The organism is Aeromicrobium sp. Leaf289, assembly GCF_001423335.1.
Lineage (GTDB): Bacteria > Actinomycetota > Actinomycetes > Propionibacteriales > Nocardioidaceae > Aeromicrobium.
Map to the genome: position 1 here is coordinate 132,648 of NZ_LMNK01000005.1, position 16,631 is coordinate 149,278.

Genomic DNA, 16,631 nt, shown 5'->3' on the forward strand with positions numbered 1-16,631 from the left:
GGGCGCGGACCGCACGATCGCTGGAGCAGCACGTGAACGAGAACGAGAACGACCACTACGACCTCAACCGGACCCTCGCGGCGATCGCCGCCGACGCCTCCGGCAGCGGGAGCTCCCACGAGGTCATCGCGAAGCTCTCCGAGCACGTCGCATCGGCGGTGGACGGTGCCGACGGCTGCGCGGTGTCGCTGAACCTCGGCGACGGGCACATCGTCACGGTCGGCGCGACCGACCCCGACCTCGACGCTGCCGACCGGTTTCAGAACGAGCTGGGCGAAGGGCCGTGCCTGGAGAGCTTCCGCGAGACGGAGGTCGTGCACGTGCAGGACCTCCGGGTCGACCAGCGCTGGCCCCGCTGGGCCAAGCCCGTGTCCGAGCAGCTGGGGTTCCGCTCGATCCTGTCGGCTCACATGACCACCCAGCAGCGGCGGGTGGGAGCGCTCAACGTCTACGCCCGGCGGGCGGACGCCTTCACCGAGCGCGACGTCGCGCAGATCCCGTTCTTCGCGGCCCACGCCGCCGCGGCGATCGCCGCGGCCCGGCAGGTCGAGCAGCTGAGGGAGGCTCTCGTCTCGCGGACCCGGATCGGTCAGGCCGAGGGGATCGTGATGGAGCGGCACGGCATCCAGGAGGAGGAGGCGTTCGCGCTGCTGACCCGTCTGTCCCAGCACCGCAACGAGAAGCTCCGCGACGTCGCCGAGACGATCGTCGCCCGTCGGTTGATCCCCGAGGACCCCCTCGACACGTGAGCCCGCTCGGCGCAGCCGCTCAGCCTCGTTCCACCGCTGCGCGCAGGTACGGCGCCGTCACGCTGTCGGCCACGTCGAGCAGCTCGGCGGGCGTGCTCGCGGCCACCACCGTGCCGCCTCGGTCGCCACCGCCGGGGCCGAGCTCGACGACCCAGTCGGCAGCGGCGACGACCTGCATGTCGTGCTCCACCGCCACGACGGTGTCACCGCCTTCGACCAGGCGGTTCAGCACGCGCACCAGGTCGCGCACGTTCACGGGGTGCAGGCCGCCGGTGGGTTCGTCGAGCACGAAGACCGTGCCCTCGCGACGCGGTCGCTGGAGCTCGGTGGCCAGCTTGATGCGCTGTGCCTCGCCCCCGGACAGCTCCGTGGCGGGCTGGCCGAGCGTCAGGTAGCCCAGGCCCACGTCGAGCAGCGTCGTGAGCGCGCGGTGCACGGCGGGCACGTCGTCGAAGAAGTCCGCCGCCTCCTGCACGGTCATGGCCAGCACCTGCCCGATGTCGCGCTCGCGGTAGAGCACCTCGAGCGTCTCGGGGTCGTACCGGGACCCGCCGCACGTCGGGCAGGTGGAGTAGCTGGTCGGCAGGAACACGAGCTCGATCGCCACGAAGCCCTCGCCCTCGCACGTCGGGCACCGGCCTGCGTCGACGTTGAAGGAGAACCGCCCCGCCGTCCATCCGTGTTCCCTGGCCTCGGGGGTGGCCGCGAAGAGGCGTCGGACCGGGTCGAACAGACCGGTGTAGGTGGCCAGGTTGGAGCGTGGCGACCGACCGATGGGCTTCTGGTCGATGACGACGATGCGTCGCGGGCCCTCTGCCGAAGGATCGGCCGCAGCGGCCTCCAGCTGCTCGACCATGGCCGTGAGCAGCGACGACTTGCCCGACCCCGACACCCCGGTGACTGCCGTGAGCACACCCGTCGGCAGTCGGACCTCGACGTCGCGCAGGTTGTGCAGCGAGATGGGATCGAAGTCGATCCAGTCGGCTGGCGTCCGCGCGCTCAGGGCCGGCGGCTCCGTGCGGTCGAACATGAAGTCCGCCGTGCTCGAGTCCGCCACGTCGGCCAGCGCCGCGGGCGGTCCGCTGTGCACGACGTGGCCGCCCAGCACCCCGGCGCTCGGGCCGACGTCGACCACCCAGTCGGCGTGGCGTGCGATCGACAGGTCGTGCTCCACCACGAAGAGCGAGTTGCCCGCGGCGACGAGGTCGCGCAGCGCGTCGTAGAGCGCGGCGGAGTCCGCGGGGTGCAACCCGGCCGACGGCTCGTCGAGCACGTAGAGCACGCCGAAGAGGCCGGCCCGCAGCTGTCCGGCGAGCCGCACGCGTTGCAGCTCGCCCGGGGACAGCGCGGTGCTCGAGCGGTCCATGGACAGGTAGCCGAGGCCGAGGGAGATGATCGACTCCACGCGTGCACCGAAGTCCTTGACGAGCGAGCGTGCCGCCGACGCCGCGGCTGCTCCGTGGCGGTCGGTGCCGCGTGCCTGGTCGGCCAGCCCGCCGTCGAGCAGGGCGCACACCTGAGACAGCGGGAGCGCGGCCATGTCCGCGATGTCGATCCCGGCGAAGGTGACGGCGAGGGCGGCGGGACGTAGTCGCTTGCCGTTGCAGGTGGGGCACGGGCCGTCGGCGACGAACGCCTCCAGCTTCTCGCGCTGCGCGGGGGACTGGGTCTTGGCGAGGTTGCGCATGAGGTACTTCTCCGCCGACGACCAGTGGCCGTGGTAGGCGCTGGCCTCGCCCTGCTTGTTGCCCTGCAGGAGCATGCGCGGCTCCTCGTCGGTGAAGAGGATCCAGTCACGGTCGCTCTGGGGGAGCGTGTGCCACGGCGCGTGGACGTCGATGCCGAGCTTGGTGACCATCCGCCGCACGTTCTGGCCGACCCACGCGCGGCTGGCCCAGACGCCGATCGCGCCCTCGTCGATGGAGAGCGACGGGTTGGGCACGAGCAGCTGCTCGGTGGTGCGTCTCGAGACGCCGCTGCCCTGGCACGTGGGGCACGCGCCGACCGCCGTGTTCGGCGAGAACGCCGACGCCGGGAGGTGCTCGGCGCCCTCGGGGTAGGAGCCCGCGCGGCTGTAGAGCAGGCGCAGCACGTCCGACAGGGAGCTCAGCGTGCCCAGCGTCGACCGGGAGCTGGTCCCACCGCGTGCCTGTTGCAGCGCCACGGCGGGCGGCAGTCCCTCGATGGTGTCGATCTCCGGGGCGCCCACCTGGGCCATGAGCCGTCGCGCGTACGGGGCGACGGACTCGAAGTAGCGACGTTGCGACTCAGCGAACACCGTGCCGAACGCCAGGGACGACTTGCCCGACCCGGAGACGCCCGTGAACGTGACGAAGCAGTCGCGCGGCAGGTCGACGTCGACGTCGCGCAGGTTGTGCTCGCGTGCCCCGCGGACGCGGATCCAGCCCGACGACCCGGAGGGGAGATCGGTGCCGTGGAGATCCGGGCCGTGCAGGTCGGTGTCGCTGCGTGAGGCCATCGGTCCAACGTAGGGGGCCGAGACGGGGCGCGCGCGTCGTGGTGCCGACGTCGGCGAGTAGGTGATCTGCTCCGTCGGTGCGATGGTGGAGGATGCCCGACGACCTGTGGGACCGCTTCTCGTACCTGGCGCGCGACATGAGCCAGTCGCCCGACCTCGCGAGCACCCTGGGCGTCGCGGTGGAGGGGGCGACGGCGCTCGTCGCGGGGGCCGAGGCGGCGGGGATCTCGATGGTCCACCACGGGCGAAGCATCGACACGCCGGCTGCCACCGACGAACGCTGCCGCCGCGGCGACGCACTGCAGTACGAGCTCGGCCAGGGTCCCTGCCTGCAGGCCATCCATCAGCAGGAGACGGTGCGCAGCAGGGACCTGCGCACCGAGGAGCGCTGGCCGGAGTGGTCGCGTCGCGCGAGCGAGGAGCTCGGGTTCCGCAGCATGCTGTGCGTCCAGCTGTTCGTCACGCAGGACACCCTCGGGGCGATGAACCTCTACGCATCGCAGCCCGATGCGTTCGACGTCGACGACGAGGCGACGGCCCTGGCGGTGGCCGCGCAGGTCGCGGTGGCGCTCACCGCCGCCGAGGAGCTCGAGTCCGTGCAGAGCGTGGTGGCCTCGCGCATCGCGCTGGGCCAGGCCCAGGGGATGCTCATGCAGCGCTACCGACTGGCGCCCGAGCGGGCCTTCGCCGTGCTGGCACGCGAGGCGCACGCGAGCGGCCGACGCTTGAGGGACGTGGCGGACGACATCGTCCGCAACGGCGTCATCGAGGGCCACTGGACCGACGACGACTGATCTTCTGCTTCGGTCCTCGGGCCAGGCCGCGTGGACGATCGGCGGGGCGCGCTGCGCGGAGGACGGTGCCGTGGGAGCGTGATCCCGGCACCGCGCGGAGTGCTCTGGAAGCAGCGGAAGAGGACGAGGATGAGCCGCACGACCCTCCCCGACGGGAGCATCCGGTACGCGCCGGACCGGGGGCACCGCGCCCCGACGACGAAGGCACGTCGGCGCAGCTCCCTCGCGGCCGTCGCCGTGGTCCTCCCGGTGGGCCTCGTCGGCCTGAGGGGCATCGGCCTGGAGGCGGGTCTGTGGGTGGTCGGCGTCACCGCCGCCGTCACGCTCCTCGGGGTGGTGGTCTGGCGGCTGACGCTCCCGTCGCAGCACACGGTCACCGTCTCGCGGACGCACGTCACGTTCCGCAGCTACGGGCGGACGCGGGTCCTGGCGGTGGACGAGCACCTGCGCGGCAGCCTGCTCGTGCTGACCTACCAGCACGGGTTCGAGGTCCCGTACCTCGTCGTCGACGGGACGGGGCGGCCCTTCCGCCTCAACGTCGAGATGTGGTCGGAGGACGACCTCGAGGCGATCATCAGGCACCTCCCGAACCACGCCTCGGCGTCCGAGCCGCTCGACGCCGCGACGGTCGAGCGCGAGTTCCCCGGCCTGCTGCCCTTCAGCACGCGGCACCCCAACCGGTTCGCGGTCGCGTTCGTCGCCGCGACCGTCGCCGTCGTCATCGCCGTGGGCGTGGTCGTCACCGCCGTCACCGCCGAGCGCGACGACGACGAGGAGTACGAGCCGGTCGCCACCGTCACGCCGTCGGTCCGGCCCGATCTGTCGCGCGAGGCGGATGGTCGGCAGAACCGGCTGCAGGCCGACGTGCAGCGGCTCCTGGGCGAGGACGACGACTGGAGCTCGCAGGACCCGACCATCCGGGACTGCGCCGACGGCAGCTACCAACGGATCCTCACCTGGACCAACGACGCGCCCCGCGAGCGCTACACCCAGGACGACCGGCAGGACGTCGCCGAGGCGGCCCGTCGGGCCGGCCTGGTCGAGCGCGACGTCGAGCAGGAAGGCGATGCCGTGACCGGACTGCGCTACCTCGATGCGGAGACGCTCGCCTCGCTGCAGGTCGACGTCAGCGACGGGATCCTGACGGTGACGACGGACAGCGCCTGCTCCAGCGCCGACCAGCCCTGACGCGCTGGTGGCCTACGGTGGTCCCACCGTCGCTGTCCACGGTGCGTGACGACGTGTCGCGCTGTCTCGACCAGGAGGAGCTTCCGTGAGCAGCACCGACGACGACGCACTTCCCGTGGACCGGCGCACGCGAGGCATGGCCGACAAGCTGGCCGAGCTCAAGCCCTCCTTGCGCGGGTGGATGCACGCGGGGTTCGTGCCCCTCCTGCTGGCGGCGGGCGTGGTGCTGATCGTGCTGTCGCCGACCACCGAGACCCGGTGGGGGTCCGCGATCTACGTCGCGAGCGCCCTGCTGCTGTTCACGGTCTCCTCGATCTACCACCGGGGCACCTGGGAGGTCGGCATCTGGGCGTTCTGGCGTCGCTTCGACCACGCCAACATCTACGTGCTGATCGCCGGGACCTACACGCCCTTCGCGATCCTCTACCTGGAGGGCGGGGCGCGGGCGTGGCTGCTCGGCGTCGTCTGGTCCGTCGCGGTCGTGAGCTCGGTGCTGCGGATCCTGTTCACGGAGGCCCCGCGGTGGGTGTTCACGGCCCTCTACATCGCGCTCGGGTGGATCATCGTGCCGTTCCTGCCCACGTTCGTGGACGGAGCCTCGCGCTTCAGCACCGGCGTCAACGTGACGGCCATCAGCCTCATCGCCTTCGGCGGGCTCGTCTACACGGTGGGTGGCGTGGTCTACGCGACCAAGCGACCGAACCCGGTGCCGGAGACGTTCGGCTTCCACGAGGTCTTCCACCTGTGCACGGTCCTGGCCTTCGTCGCGCAGTACACGGCCGTCTCGGTGGTCACCTACTCCCTGCGCTGAGACGCTGACGGCGACGCCTGGAACTTGTAGGATCGCCCCAGACGTGGGCGCCGTGCCTGCGCCCGAGGGGGGAGCATGATGCAGGTCCGATCACTTGTGGCCGTGACGGTCGCGACGTTCACGGGGCTGGCGCTGCTGGCCGGTCCGTCCACCGCAGCGCCGGTGCGCGCGGAGGGCGACGTCGCCACCGGCACCATCACGGGTCGTGTCACCGAGGGCGGCGGTGTGCCGACGCCGCAGGCGAGGGTGACGGCGAAGTCGTTCGCGGGCGGTGCGGAGGTCGTCGACACGGCGACGACCGACGAGTTCGGGCGATACACGTTGGACGTCCCGGCGGGCGACTACCTCGTCACGCTGCACGGGAGCGACCCGGCCTTCAAGGTCCTGGACTCCTACTGGAAGGACGCCGACCGCGTCGACCAGGCGACGGCGGTCACCGTCGCGGCCGATGGCACGGCGAGCGACGTCGACCTGCCGCTCTGGGGTGGTGGCTTCGTCCAGGGGACCGTCACGAGCGAGAGTCCCTCGCGGATCAACGGTCTGGTGGCCACGCTCTACGACGCGCAGGGCAACGCCATCGACCAGCAGACCCTCACCGCGTCGTCACCGCGGTTCACGCTGGGCGCGACGTCGAACGTGCCCTCGGGAAGCTACCGGGTGGGACTGCGCAACGGGACCCTCGTGGACCAGCCCGACGCAGCCCGCTTCGAGGTGAAGGTCTCCTCCGACTCGTCCTACGACGTCGGCACCATCGATCTCGACGGACCGCCCACCACCGTTCCTCGTCCGACCATCAGCAGCGCGAACCCGCAGGTGGGCCGACCGCTGGAGGCGTCGCTGGACGGTTGGGAGTCCGACGAGGGCGTCTCGCTGAGGTACCAGTGGTACATGAACGGCGTCGCGATCGATGCCGGCAAGCAGGCCACCTACACGCCCAGCCCCGGCACGCTCGGCAAGAAGCTCACCGTTAAGGTCACGGCTGTCCGTGGGGGAGAGGCGATCGCGACCGCCACGTCTGTGGCCACCAAGGCGGTGCTGATCGGGACCATCGAGGTCGTGCGGCGGCCGACGCTGGCTGCAGCTCGGTACCCGGTGGTGGGCGATCGGATCGGTCGTGACCTCGGCTACTGGAAGCCGTCCGGCCTGACGTGGAGCCATCAGTGGTACCGGAACGGGTCCGCCATCTCCGGTCAGCGTGGGTCCACCTACCTCCTCCGTTCGGCGGACTGGGGCAAGAAGGTCTTCCTCGTCGTCAAGGCCTCGCGGACGGGCTACCGGACCCAGGCGGAGCGGACCGAGTCCGTGGTGGTCAAGCGCGCTCCGTCGATGTCGAACACCACGACGGTGCTGGGTGGCGGGAAGGTGAAGCTGACCGCGAAGGTGGTGGTGGTCGGGACGTCGCGTCCGTCCGGCAGTGTCGCCGTGCTGGAGGACGACGTGAAGATCGGCACGATCGCGTCGTTGACGAACGGGGTCGGCTCGCTGACGGTCAGTGGTCGTGAGCCCGGCACGCACCGGTACACGCTGGAGTACTCGGGCAACAGCCTGGTCGTGCCGGCGAGCCGGACGCGCGAGGTCGTCGTCCGGTAGTCACCCGCGCAGGCGGGCGAGCAGCCGTCGCGGGTCGGGGAAGAAGAACGGCACCCGGTCCTGGTAGTCGCGGTAGCCGGGGCGGTCCTCCATGCGCTGCTCCGTGCGCTTGGCGCCCGTCGCGTACATGAGGAAGTAGGACATGGCGACCGGTGCGGGCCAGGTCCACCCTGCGGGCGCCGACGCGGCCGCGGCGAGCCACGCGCCGTCCCACGTCACGGAGTCGCCCAGGTAGTTGGGGTGGCGCGAGACGCCCCACAGCCCGGTGTCGAGCACGTCGGGCTTCTCGTCGTCGTCGCGCTGCTTGAACGCGTCCTTCTGCCGGTCAGCGAGCGCCTCGACGACCGTCCCGATCGCCATGACGGCGAGGCCGACCGGCAGGAGGTACCGGCGCGAGGTCCGGGGGAGGGTGCTCGCCGCGGCCACCTGCAGCGGCGCCGAGACGACCAGCTGCGCCAGCCCCTGCGTCACGAACACCTTGAGCCCGGCCGTCGCGGTGGAGTCGCCCTCGAGGAACTCGGTGTAGCGGGGGTCCTCCTCGTCGCCGCCGACCAGCCGCGGCAGCATGAGCGACTCGAGCCGCACCGCCCACGCGGTGGTGGCGGCGGCCAGGGCCCAGCGCCGACGTCGGTCGCCGTTCCCGACCACGGCACTCGTGAGCGCGATGGCCGCGAGGCCCGGCCCCCATGCACCGTCGGCGTAGTCGCGACGTCCCCGGGGCAGGGCGACGGCCGCGGTGCCCGCCTGCACCAGCGTCGTGACGACGGCGGACGCGCCCGCCACGCGTGCGAGGTTCTGTCGGTCCACGGTTCCTCCTCGGTGCGAGGCGCACGTCCGGTCGAGGCCCCCTGCCTCCATGCTGCGGTGCCGCCTGCCCGACCGCACCTCCGGCGACGCGCATGGCGTCCGACCAGCGGGGTACGCCTCCGGCGACGTCGTCGACACGACCGCGTCGCGATCGAACCCCGACGGGAGAACCACCGATGACCCTCACCGCCCTGGCCCTCAACTGCACGCTCAAGCCCGGCGACGCGCCCTCGAGCAGCGCGCTGATGGCGCAGCAGTTCCTCGACGCCCTCGCCGAGCACGACGTGACCGGGAGCATGGTCCGCGTCGTGGACCACGACGTCCGACCCGGTGTCGAGACCGACATGGGTGACGGTGACCAGTGGCCCACCATCCGGCGGCAGGTGCTCGACGCCGACGTCCTCGTGGTCGTCACGCCGACGTGGGTGGGCCAGATGTCGAGCGTCGCAAACCGGGTCCTCGAGCGGCTGGACGCCGAGCTGTCCGAGACGCGGGAGGACGGCAACCCGATCCTCTACGGCACGGTCGCGCTCGTCGGCGTCGTCGGCAACGAGGACGGCGCGCACAAGATCACGGCCGACCTCTACCAGGCCCTCGACGACGTGGGCTGCACGATCCCGGCCCAGGGCGGCACCTACTGGAACGGCGAGGCGATGCACACCGTGGACTACAACGACCTCGACGAGACGCCCGAGGCACCGCTGCAGACGTTGAGGACGGCGGCGGCCAACGGCGCCCACCTGGCGAGGGTGCTCACGGCCGAGCCGTACCCCGCCTGACCAAGGGCCCGATCTGCCCGAAAACGCCCACGCGGTCGGTCCTGATCCGCCACCATGCCCAGGGGGTCGTGACGAGCAGGAGGACCCATGGGCCGCACCGGGCAGCAGATGCGTCAGCGCACCGCCAAGGCGATGAGCACCAGGACGACCGGTGACGGGGCGGACGGCGTGGTGCCGCGAGATCGGCACCGCGGCCGGGGACGCTCCACCTCGGTCTCGCGCCGCGCGCGTCTGCGCTACTGGTTCGACGGGACGATGGCCCGCGGCACCTCGGCGCTGGTGGGCTGGCTCGCCGTCGTGACGGTGCTGCTGATCGTCGTCTTCTCGATCGTCGTGACCGTCACCGGCATGCAGCCGGGCACCGAGAACGCCAAGGGCGGGTTCGTGGGGCAGCTGCTCGCCTCGTTCTTCCACGCGCTCGACCCCGGGACGGTCGCCGGTGACTCCGGCAGCTGGCCGTTCATCGTCACGATGCTGCTGCTCACCGTCGCCGGGCTGTTCGTGGTGAGCGCGCTCATCGGTGTGATCGCCACGGGCATCGACGACCGACTCGCCCAGCTGCGCCGCGGCCGGTCGCTGGTCGTCGAGACCGACCACACCGTGGTCCTCGGCTGGTCCGACGCGGTCTTCGCCATCGTGCGGGAGCTGTCGGTGGCCAACGAGAGCCGCCGGAGGCCCGCTGTCGTCGTGCTGGCCGAGCGCGACAAGGTCGAGATGGAGGAGTCCATCCGGGAGAAGGTGCCCGACCTGCGGGGGACACGTGTGGTGTGCCGCACGGGCTCACCGCTCGACCTGGGCGACCTCGCGCTCACCCACCACACGGCCGCGCGCTCGGTGATCGTCCTGTCACCGGAGACCGACGACCCCGACAGCGAGGTGGTCAAGACGCTGCTCGCCCTGACGCACGGCGGCGACGGCCCGCACGTGGTGGCGGAGATCCAGGACCCGCAGAACCTGGAGGCGGCACGGCTGGTGGCGGGGGAACGGGCCGTGGTCGTCGACAAGCGCGAGACGGTCGCCCGCCTCATCGTGCAGACGTCGCGCCAGTCGGGTGCTGCGGCGGTGTACACCGAGCTGTTCGACTTCGACGGCGACGAGATCTACCTCCACCGCGATCCCTCCCTGGCGGGGGCGACGTACCGCGACGCCGTGCGCGCCTACGAGACGGTGTCGGTCATCGGACTGGCCTCGCCCGACGGATCGGTCCGGCTCAACCCCGGCCAGGACGAGCCGGTCGGGGACCGCGAGCTCGTGGTGGTGGCCGAGGACGACTCCGTGCTCGCCGGTCTGCACCGGACGACGACCGAGGTCGAGACCGCACGCATCGTGACCGATCCCGTCGCACCCGAGGCGGCGAGCCGGATCCTGGTGCTGGGCTGGAACGAGCGTGCTGCCGTGGTGGTCCGCGAGCTCGACCAGTACGCCCAGCCCGGGTCGAGCCTCGACGTCGTGTGCGACCTGGGCAGCCCCGACGTGCCCGAGGTCTCCAACCTCGCCGTGATGGTGAGCCACGGCCGCACCTCCGACCGCGGCACCCTCGCTGCCCTCGACGTGGCGTCGTACCACCAGGTCGTCGTGCTCTGCTACTCCGACGACCTGCCCGTCCAGCGGGCCGACGCCCGCACGCTCGTGACCCTGCTGCACCTGCGCGACCTGCTCGCCGACGTGCCCGTCGCGGACCGGCCGTCCGTCGTCAGCGAGATGCTCGACGACCGGAACCGGGCCCTGGCCCAGGTGGCCGATGTCGACGACGTGATCGTGAGCGACGAGATCCTGAGCCTCATCCTCACCCAGCTCTCGGAGGACCGGCGCCTGGAGGCCGTCTTCGCCGACCTGCTCGACGCCGACGGTGCGGAGATCTACCTGCGGCCGGTCGGCGCGTACGTCACGCCGGGGGAGCCGGTGGGCTACGCGACGCTCGTGGAGGCGGCGGCCCGCCGGGGTGAGACCGCCCTCGGGTACCGCGTGGCCGCCGACGCCCACGATCCCGCCGCCGGGTACGGGGTGCACGTCAACCCGGCCAAGTCCACGGCGTTCCCGGTCGCCGCCGACGACCGCGTGGTCGTGCTCGCGGACGACTGACGGCCCGGGGTCCGCCCTCAGGCCGGACGGGCCAGGTGGTCGATGCGCACGAGCGCGGCAGCCAGCACGGGGAGGTAGGCCGGCGCCCACAGCGGAGCGCCCATGCTCGCGCGGCACCCGTCGCCGTCGGGTCGCACGGCGTGGGTGGTGGCCGGGACGCCGGCGACCCGCCAGGCCCAGGAACGACCGGGGTCGAACGAGGTGACCTCGAACGGGAGGCGCACGCCGACCGCCGTCCACACGTGCCCCCGGGCACCGAGACCCAGCTCGCCACCGTCGTCCAGCGCGGCGCGACGCACCGACGGGCCCCAGCGCGGCCAGGCGTCGAGGTCGACGAGCAAGGACCACACCGCGTCGGGAGCGACGTCGACGTGGCGGTGGACGGTCAGCTGCCTCACGCGGGGTCGAGCCCCTCGTCGAGGGGGTCGACGAGGCGCGGGTCGCCGAGGGTCACGTCGCCCACGTGCACGTGCGGCACGAGGTCGGCCGCACCGGGCGCTGGACCGTCGCCGAGCACGTCCGTCAGCGTGGCCCGGGTCAGCGCCGTGGCCCGGTCCGCGATGTCGGGGACCGACGAGAGGTAGCGGACGACGAGCTCGACGCGGACGCCCGCGAGCACGGCGTCCGGGCCGATGTCGAGCGTCACTCGGCGCACGGCGGCGTCGGTCAGGCCCGTGTCGAGGGCTTCGCGCAGCAGGGCGACGATCGCGACCGACGAGACGCGCAGGTCGTCGTGGACGGTGTCCACCAGGACGGCGCGGCGGGGTGCGGCCAGCGCCCGCTCGAGCACGCGATCGGCGACCGCCACGACCCGCGTCGGTGGTGGGAGGGTGCGCAGCTGGGCCGCGGCGAGGGCCAGGGCGGCCTCGCCCTGGGCGAGGTCGATGCCGTCGGGTACTGCCTCCATCCCGCTCATCGCCACTGCTCCATCCGGATCGCCAGGGTGCGTCGAGCGCGGTGCAGCTGTCCGCGCACCACGGTCGGGGTCGTGTCGAGCACGTGCGCGATCTCCGCGTACGAGAATCCTTCGATCTCGCGCAGGGTCCACGCCGCCCGCTGCGTCCACGGTAGTTCACCGAGAGCGAGCGTCAACGTCTCCCACAGCTCGTGCAGCATCGCCTCGCCCTCGGGGTCGGTGCGCCGCGCCGCCCCCAGCGCCGCGTCCCCGCCGCGGGCGAGGGGCTCGAGGATCTGGTCGTCCACCGCGAGAGGCCGGGTCCGGCGCCGACGCTCGTAGGCCTCGCGCTGGACGATCGTGAACAGCCACGTCTGCACCTTCGAGCGACCCTGGAAGTCGGGCAGGGCGCGCCAGGCCTTGACCCACGCCTCCTGCACCGCGTCCTCGGCGGCCCGCTCGTCGCCGTCGAGCAGACGCGTGGCATAGCGCAAGGTGCCCGGGAAAAGTCGGTCGAACAGCTCCTCGAAGGCCGCCCGGTCGCCCAGCCCCGCACGGCGGGCGAGGGCGTTGTCGGTGACGGCCTCCAGGTCGCTCCCGCCGGACCCGGCGGAGCCGTCGGGAGCGTCGGGACCGGACGGTCCCGACGTCGACGCCTGGCTTCCGTGCACCGCTGGCTCCTGCGTCTCGACGTGGCGACGGTGGTGTCGCCTCGTCGATGGTGGCACCGGCCCGCGGGTCCCGCCCGCCGAAACGTCGCGTCCCGGGTGACGTGCCTCACAGAGGCGTGACGATCGGCGGAGTCACCCCGTCTCACCTGTGTCCGATCAACGACGAACTCCAGAACAGGAATGATGACGTGAGCGAGAAGGCCATCGCCAAGACCACCACGACCTCCAGCGAGCTCGAGAGCACGCAGGGCCGTACGACCATCGCCGACACGGTCGTCTCCAAGATCGCCGGCATCGCGACCCGTGAGGTCACCGGCGTGTACGCGCTCGGTGGCGGCACCGCCCGCGCCGTCGGCGCGCTCCGCGAGCGGATCCCCGGCTCCTCCACCAACCACTCGCAGGGCATCTCCGTCGAGGTGGGCGAGAAGGAGGCCGCGATCGACATCCAGCTCGTCGCCGAGTACGGCGTCTCCATCGCCGACCTGGCCAAGGGCATCCGCACGAACGTCATCAACGCCGTCGAGCGCATGGTCGGCCTGAGCGTCGTCGAGGTCAACATCGAGGTGCAGGACATCCACATCGAGGCCGACGAGTCCGCCGACGACAGCACCAGCAGCGAGCCGCGGGTCCAGTGAGCGCCCCCGACCCGACCGGTCACGCCGACGCCGCGCGCGTCGGGGAGGACGCCTCCACGAACGACGGAGCGTCCACCCCGGCGGAGCGGGCGGCCGAGGCTGCCCTCGCGGTGCCCGGTGTCGCGGACCTGCACGCCGGGTCCTTCGGCGAGGTCGGCACGTACCTCCCGGGCCGCCGGGTGACCGGCATCCGCATCCGCGACGACCTCACCGAGGTGCACGTGGTGGCCGCCATGGGCTCGCCCCTGCGCGAGCTGGCCGACGCCGTCCGCTCGGCCGTGACCCCAGTCGTCGGGACACCGGTGCAGGTCGTCGTCGAGGACGTCGTCCCCGCACGGACGACCGAACCGTGAGCGGCGGCGCCGGGGCGCAGGAGAGGCCGTACCAGGGGCCGGTCGACTCCTCGCTGCGCGAGCAGTGGCGCCGCGAGCGCCGCGCCCTGGTGCGCCGCCACCACCCGGACGTCGGGGGAGACCCCGAGGTCCTCCAGGCCCGGCTCGCCGCGCTCGACCACCGCTTCGGCGTCCGCGAGGACGCGTTGCGGGCCGTCCCGGACTTCCTCCCCGAGTCGATGCACCGGCCTTGGACGACCGTGCGGCGCGCGCTGCGGCAGGTCTCCGGTGCCGTCTCGGCCCGGGTGCCCACCCCCCGACGCCGCCGCTACTTCGACATCTGACCCCTACCTCCCCCCATCGCCCGCCTCGGCGGGCCCCACGAAGGAGTACCTGACATGACCACCTCCACCGTCGGCCTCATCGCCGGCCTCCTGCTCGCCATCGCTGCCGCCGCGGGCGGCTTCGCCGGCTTCCTGTTCGCCCTCGTGCTCGGAACGGCGGGCTACCTCGTCGGCGGCCACGTCGACGGCGAGGTCGACCTGTCCGGCATCCTCGGACGCCGGGACCGTGGCTGACGTGCAGGCGCCCGTCGGGCGCGACGACCTGCCCGCACCGGCCGAGCGCGGCCGCACCACGATCGCCGACGGCGTCGTCAGTCGCGTGGCGTCGATCGCGGCCTCGGAGATCGAGGCCGTCGTCGACACCCGCAAGGGCTGGACGAAGCTGGTCCGCAAGGGCCTGCCGCACGCCGACGCCGTCGTGGCCGGCGAGACGTCGCGCATCAAGGTCGAGGTGGCCGCCGTCTGGCCCACGCCGCTGGCGCCCCTCGCCGACCGGGTCCGTGAGCACGTGACCGAGCGGGTCGACACCCTCGTCGGCGTCACCGTCAGCCGGGTCGACGTGACCGTGGCCGACGTGGTGCACCTCGACGAGCCCGCCCGCCGCGTCCTCTGATCCCACCCCATCCCCCCGTAGAAGGACCTCCCATGTCTTCCGAGACCACCAGTCCCGCGACCAGCGACCGCGCCGGCGGCGACCGCGCCGCCACCACGGCCCGGCACGCGACCACGCAGCACGCTGCACCCCTGCCGGCGGCGAAGTCCCCGGCCGGGACCGGCGCCACGCCCCTCGTGGCGCAGCTGCTCGCCCTCGCCCTCGTGGCGCTCGGCGTCGTCGCGGTCCAGCACCTGCTCGTGCAGCTCGGTGCGGTCTCGGGCGACTCGTGGCTCGACACCGTCGTGCAGGCCGCCGACGGGGTCGCCGGCGACTCGCCCGCCGTGCTCGCCGCCGCGATCGTGGCGCTGGTGGTCGGCGTGCTGCTGCTGCCGATCGCCCTGAAGCCCCGGCCGCGACGCACCCTCGCGCTCATGGCCGACAGCGGCGTTCACCTGCGTCGCAAGGACCTCGTCCGCGTCGTGGAGGCCGCCATCGACGGCACGGACGGCGTCACCGACGCCGACGTCTCGGTCGGCCGTCGCAAGGTCAAGGTCGTCGCCCGGTCCGTGGCCACCACCGACCGCGACGCCGCACTCGAGTCCACCGTCCGCGAGCAGGTCGAGAAGGTCTGCGCCGCCGTCGACCCGTCGCCCCGCGTCGACGTCACCATCCGTCACGAGAAGAGCTGAGTCCCATGATCAGTCGTACCGTCCTCCTGCTCGACCGCATCGCAACCCTCGTGCTCTCGCTGCTGCTGCTCGCCGGCGGCCTGGCGGGCCTGTGGTGGTGGTCCGGACGCTCGATCTCGGGCACCACGCTGCCCGACACGAGCAGCACCTCCGCAGCGTCGGACGCCCTCGGCACCTCCTGGGTGGCCTGGGCGGTCGCCGTCGGCGGCGTCGTCGTGGCGCTCGTCGGCCTGCGCTGGATCCTTGCCCACCTGCGCCGCAACACGGTCTCGCGACTGCGCCTCAGCGGGAGCGGCCCCGACGGCCGCAACGAGGCCCTCGCCGGCAAGGCGCTCGGCGCCGCTGCCGACGCCTACGCCACCACCGACGGTGTTCGGTCGGCTCGTGGCACGGTCGTGAAGGACCGCGGCCAGCTCGTGGCCCGCGTCGACGCGACCATCGAGCCTGAGGCGGACCTGGCCCACCTGGCCCGGCGCGCCGACGAGGTCTCGGCCCAGCTCAACGACGTCCTGGGTCGTGAGGACCTGCGCGCCGCCGTCCGGCTGCGGGTCGCGGCGCGAGGTCGCGCGCTCTCGCGCGTGCACTGAGCGGGAGAAGCTGGCCAGTCGGCTCCGTCGGCGTGAGCGGGTCTCTGCGTGCGGCTGCGCGGCTTCGGCTGGGCCTTCGCTTGCTGCTGCGTCGCTCGGGTGGGCGTCGACCTGCGGCTGCGTCGCTGTGGCTACGAGTGAACCTGTTCTCCGAAAGGGCCTCGACCGGCGGACGGGTCTGCGCTCGGTCGGGCACTCGGAGCGTAGCTCGGGGGGACGCAGGATTCTGCGTTCGTGCGTGAGGGGGCGAAGGATGCTGCGTTCGTGTTCGGATCCCGTCGTGAACGCAGCATCGTTCGGGTTTCTGCACGCGAACGCAGAATCTTGCGTCCGCCGGGGCGACTCGCGCGGCGGGTGGGCAGGGATTCTCCCTTCTCGTGGACCGTTCCACGCAGAAGGAGAATCCCTGCCCTTCAGGGCGCCATGTCGTCGCCACGCTTCTTCCTTCGTGAGGCACGGTCCACGCGAAGGAAGGATCCTGCGTGGATCCCGCACAGATGAAGAATCGTGGCCGCGCCCCGCAGACCCAGCCAGTCGAGACCCACCGTTCCGGTCGAGGCCCTTTCGGAGACCGACCCGCCTCGTAGCCACAGCGACGCAGCAT

19 protein-coding genes are annotated in these 16,631 nt (G+C 72.4%); 14 read left to right on the forward strand and 5 right to left on the reverse strand.

All coding sequences use genetic code 11. The features are described 5' to 3' along the window. Positions 1 to 32: 32 nt before the first annotated feature. Positions 33 to 749 carry a GAF and ANTAR domain-containing protein gene (locus ASF37_RS15375; protein WP_055969567.1) on the forward strand — a complete coding sequence of 239 codons (717 nt, stop codon included), beginning with the start codon at positions 33 to 35 and terminating at the stop codon, positions 747 to 749. A 19-nt stretch (positions 750 to 768) separates the two neighbouring features. On the opposite strand, the gene ASF37_RS15380 is transcribed toward ASF37_RS15375, so the two are convergent. Continuing rightward, entirely contained in the window at positions 769 to 3,228 is a 2,460-nt protein-coding gene (locus ASF37_RS15380; protein WP_082506555.1) for an excinuclease ABC subunit UvrA, read from the reverse strand. Between the two features lie 92 nt (positions 3,229 to 3,320). On the opposite strand from ASF37_RS15380, the gene ASF37_RS15385 reads away from it, so the two are divergent. The 4 genes from ASF37_RS15385 to ASF37_RS15400 all read left to right on the forward strand — a co-directional run bounded on the left by ASF37_RS15385 (position 3,321) and on the right by ASF37_RS15400 (position 7,611). Beyond that, a complete protein-coding gene (locus tag ASF37_RS15385; protein ID WP_056581534.1) occupies positions 3,321 to 4,022 on the forward strand; it encodes a GAF and ANTAR domain-containing protein in 702 nt (233 codons plus the stop codon). Positions 4,023 to 4,151: 129 nt separating this feature from the next. Further along, positions 4,152 to 5,210, forward strand: a complete 1,059-nt coding sequence (locus ASF37_RS15390; RefSeq protein ID WP_056581535.1) for a hypothetical protein — start codon at positions 4,152 to 4,154, stop codon at positions 5,208 to 5,210. An 85-nt stretch (positions 5,211 to 5,295) separates the two neighbouring features. Continuing rightward, entirely contained in the window at positions 5,296 to 6,021 is a 726-nt protein-coding gene (locus ASF37_RS15395; RefSeq protein ID WP_200931246.1) for a hemolysin III family protein, read from the forward strand. 102 nt (positions 6,022 to 6,123) lie between these two features. After that, positions 6,124 to 7,611: an Ig-like domain repeat protein gene (locus tag ASF37_RS15400; RefSeq protein WP_162239198.1), complete on the forward strand. Its 1,488-nt coding sequence runs from the start codon at positions 6,124 to 6,126 to the stop codon at positions 7,609 to 7,611. Here ASF37_RS15400 and ASF37_RS15405 read toward each other — a convergent pair whose 3' ends face one another. Further along, on the reverse strand, positions 7,612 to 8,418 hold the full coding sequence (locus ASF37_RS15405) for a DUF1295 domain-containing protein (protein ID WP_056581536.1): 807 nt from the start codon (positions 8,416 to 8,418) through the stop codon (positions 7,612 to 7,614). Positions 8,419 to 8,594: 176 nt separating this feature from the next. Between ASF37_RS15405 and ASF37_RS15410 the strand changes: the two genes are divergently transcribed. Both ASF37_RS15410 and ASF37_RS15415 read left to right on the forward strand, forming a co-directional pair. Beyond that, positions 8,595 to 9,197 (forward strand): flavodoxin family protein, encoded by a 603-nt coding sequence (locus ASF37_RS15410; protein WP_056581545.1) that lies wholly within the window; start codon positions 8,595 to 8,597, stop codon positions 9,195 to 9,197. 87 nt (positions 9,198 to 9,284) lie between these two features. Further along, entirely contained in the window at positions 9,285 to 11,279 is a 1,995-nt protein-coding gene (locus ASF37_RS15415; RefSeq protein WP_056581548.1) for an NAD-binding protein, read from the forward strand. Between the two features lie 17 nt (positions 11,280 to 11,296). Here ASF37_RS15415 and ASF37_RS15420 read toward each other — a convergent pair whose 3' ends face one another. Genes ASF37_RS15420 through ASF37_RS15430 form a run of 3 tightly spaced genes read right to left on the reverse strand, consistent with a single transcriptional unit; the run spans position 11,297 to position 12,845 of the window. Beyond that, on the reverse strand, positions 11,297 to 11,677 hold the full coding sequence (locus tag ASF37_RS15420; protein WP_056581549.1) for an SRPBCC family protein: 381 nt from the start codon (positions 11,675 to 11,677) through the stop codon (positions 11,297 to 11,299). After that, a complete protein-coding gene (locus ASF37_RS15425; protein WP_056573045.1) occupies positions 11,674 to 12,186 on the reverse strand; it encodes a hypothetical protein in 513 nt (170 codons plus the stop codon). The genes ASF37_RS15420 and ASF37_RS15425 overlap by 4 nt, the downstream gene beginning before the upstream one ends. A 5-nt stretch (positions 12,187 to 12,191) precedes the next feature. Then, positions 12,192 to 12,845 (reverse strand): RNA polymerase sigma factor, encoded by a 654-nt coding sequence (locus tag ASF37_RS15430; protein ID WP_235500013.1) that lies wholly within the window; start codon positions 12,843 to 12,845, stop codon positions 12,192 to 12,194. 188 nt (positions 12,846 to 13,033) lie between these two features. On the opposite strand from ASF37_RS15430, the gene ASF37_RS15435 reads away from it, so the two are divergent. From ASF37_RS15435 to ASF37_RS15465, 7 genes are read left to right on the forward strand one after another with little or no spacing between them, the layout of a single operon-like run. Continuing rightward, complete coding sequence (locus tag ASF37_RS15435) at positions 13,034 to 13,480, forward strand: Asp23/Gls24 family envelope stress response protein (protein ID WP_235492876.1); 447 nt, start codon at positions 13,034 to 13,036, stop codon at positions 13,478 to 13,480. Further along, the gene (locus tag ASF37_RS15440; RefSeq protein ID WP_200931247.1) at positions 13,477 to 13,833 is read left to right on the forward strand and encodes a hypothetical protein; all 357 of its coding nucleotides are present in this window, start codon (positions 13,477 to 13,479) and stop codon (positions 13,831 to 13,833) included. The genes ASF37_RS15435 and ASF37_RS15440 overlap by 4 nt, the downstream gene beginning before the upstream one ends. Continuing rightward, positions 13,830 to 14,156 (forward strand): hypothetical protein, encoded by a 327-nt coding sequence (locus ASF37_RS15445; RefSeq protein ID WP_056581552.1) that lies wholly within the window; start codon positions 13,830 to 13,832, stop codon positions 14,154 to 14,156. Before ASF37_RS15440 ends, ASF37_RS15445 begins: the two co-directional genes overlap by 4 nt. Before the next feature lie 54 nt (positions 14,157 to 14,210). Further along, on the forward strand, positions 14,211 to 14,390 hold the full coding sequence (locus tag ASF37_RS15450) for a hypothetical protein (protein WP_055969542.1): 180 nt from the start codon (positions 14,211 to 14,213) through the stop codon (positions 14,388 to 14,390). Continuing rightward, a complete protein-coding gene (locus ASF37_RS15455; protein ID WP_055969540.1) occupies positions 14,383 to 14,769 on the forward strand; it encodes an Asp23/Gls24 family envelope stress response protein in 387 nt (128 codons plus the stop codon). Before ASF37_RS15450 ends, ASF37_RS15455 begins: the two co-directional genes overlap by 8 nt. 32 nt (positions 14,770 to 14,801) lie before the next feature. After that, entirely contained in the window at positions 14,802 to 15,440 is a 639-nt protein-coding gene (locus ASF37_RS15460) for a DUF6286 domain-containing protein (protein ID WP_056581554.1), read from the forward strand. Positions 15,441 to 15,445: 5 nt separating this feature from the next. After that, positions 15,446 to 16,027 (forward strand): hypothetical protein, encoded by a 582-nt coding sequence (locus ASF37_RS15465; protein ID WP_055969533.1) that lies wholly within the window; start codon positions 15,446 to 15,448, stop codon positions 16,025 to 16,027. The last annotated feature ends 604 nt before the right edge of the window (positions 16,028 to 16,631 follow it).

Excerpts from the sequence above, each read along its gene's own strand:
- ASF37_RS15380 (WP_082506555.1), bottom strand. The coding sequence starts at position 3,228 with ATGGCCTCACGCAGCGACACCGACCTGCACGGCCCGGATCTCCACGGC.
- ASF37_RS15385 (WP_056581534.1), top strand. The coding sequence starts at position 3,321 with ATGCCCGACGACCTGTGGGACCGCTTCTCGTACCTGGCGCGCGACATG.
- ASF37_RS15390 (WP_056581535.1), top strand. The coding sequence starts at position 4,152 with ATGAGCCGCACGACCCTCCCCGACGGGAGCATCCGGTACGCGCCGGAC.
- ASF37_RS15410 (WP_056581545.1), top strand. The coding sequence starts at position 8,595 with ATGACCCTCACCGCCCTGGCCCTCAACTGCACGCTCAAGCCCGGCGAC.
- ASF37_RS15415 (WP_056581548.1), top strand. The coding sequence starts at position 9,285 with ATGGGCCGCACCGGGCAGCAGATGCGTCAGCGCACCGCCAAGGCGATG.
- ASF37_RS15425 (WP_056573045.1), bottom strand. The coding sequence starts at position 12,186 with ATGGAGGCAGTACCCGACGGCATCGACCTCGCCCAGGGCGAGGCCGCC.
- ASF37_RS15450 (WP_055969542.1), top strand. The coding sequence starts at position 14,211 with ATGACCACCTCCACCGTCGGCCTCATCGCCGGCCTCCTGCTCGCCATC.
- ASF37_RS15460 (WP_056581554.1), top strand. The coding sequence starts at position 14,802 with ATGTCTTCCGAGACCACCAGTCCCGCGACCAGCGACCGCGCCGGCGGC.
- ASF37_RS15465 (WP_055969533.1), top strand. The coding sequence starts at position 15,446 with ATGATCAGTCGTACCGTCCTCCTGCTCGACCGCATCGCAACCCTCGTG.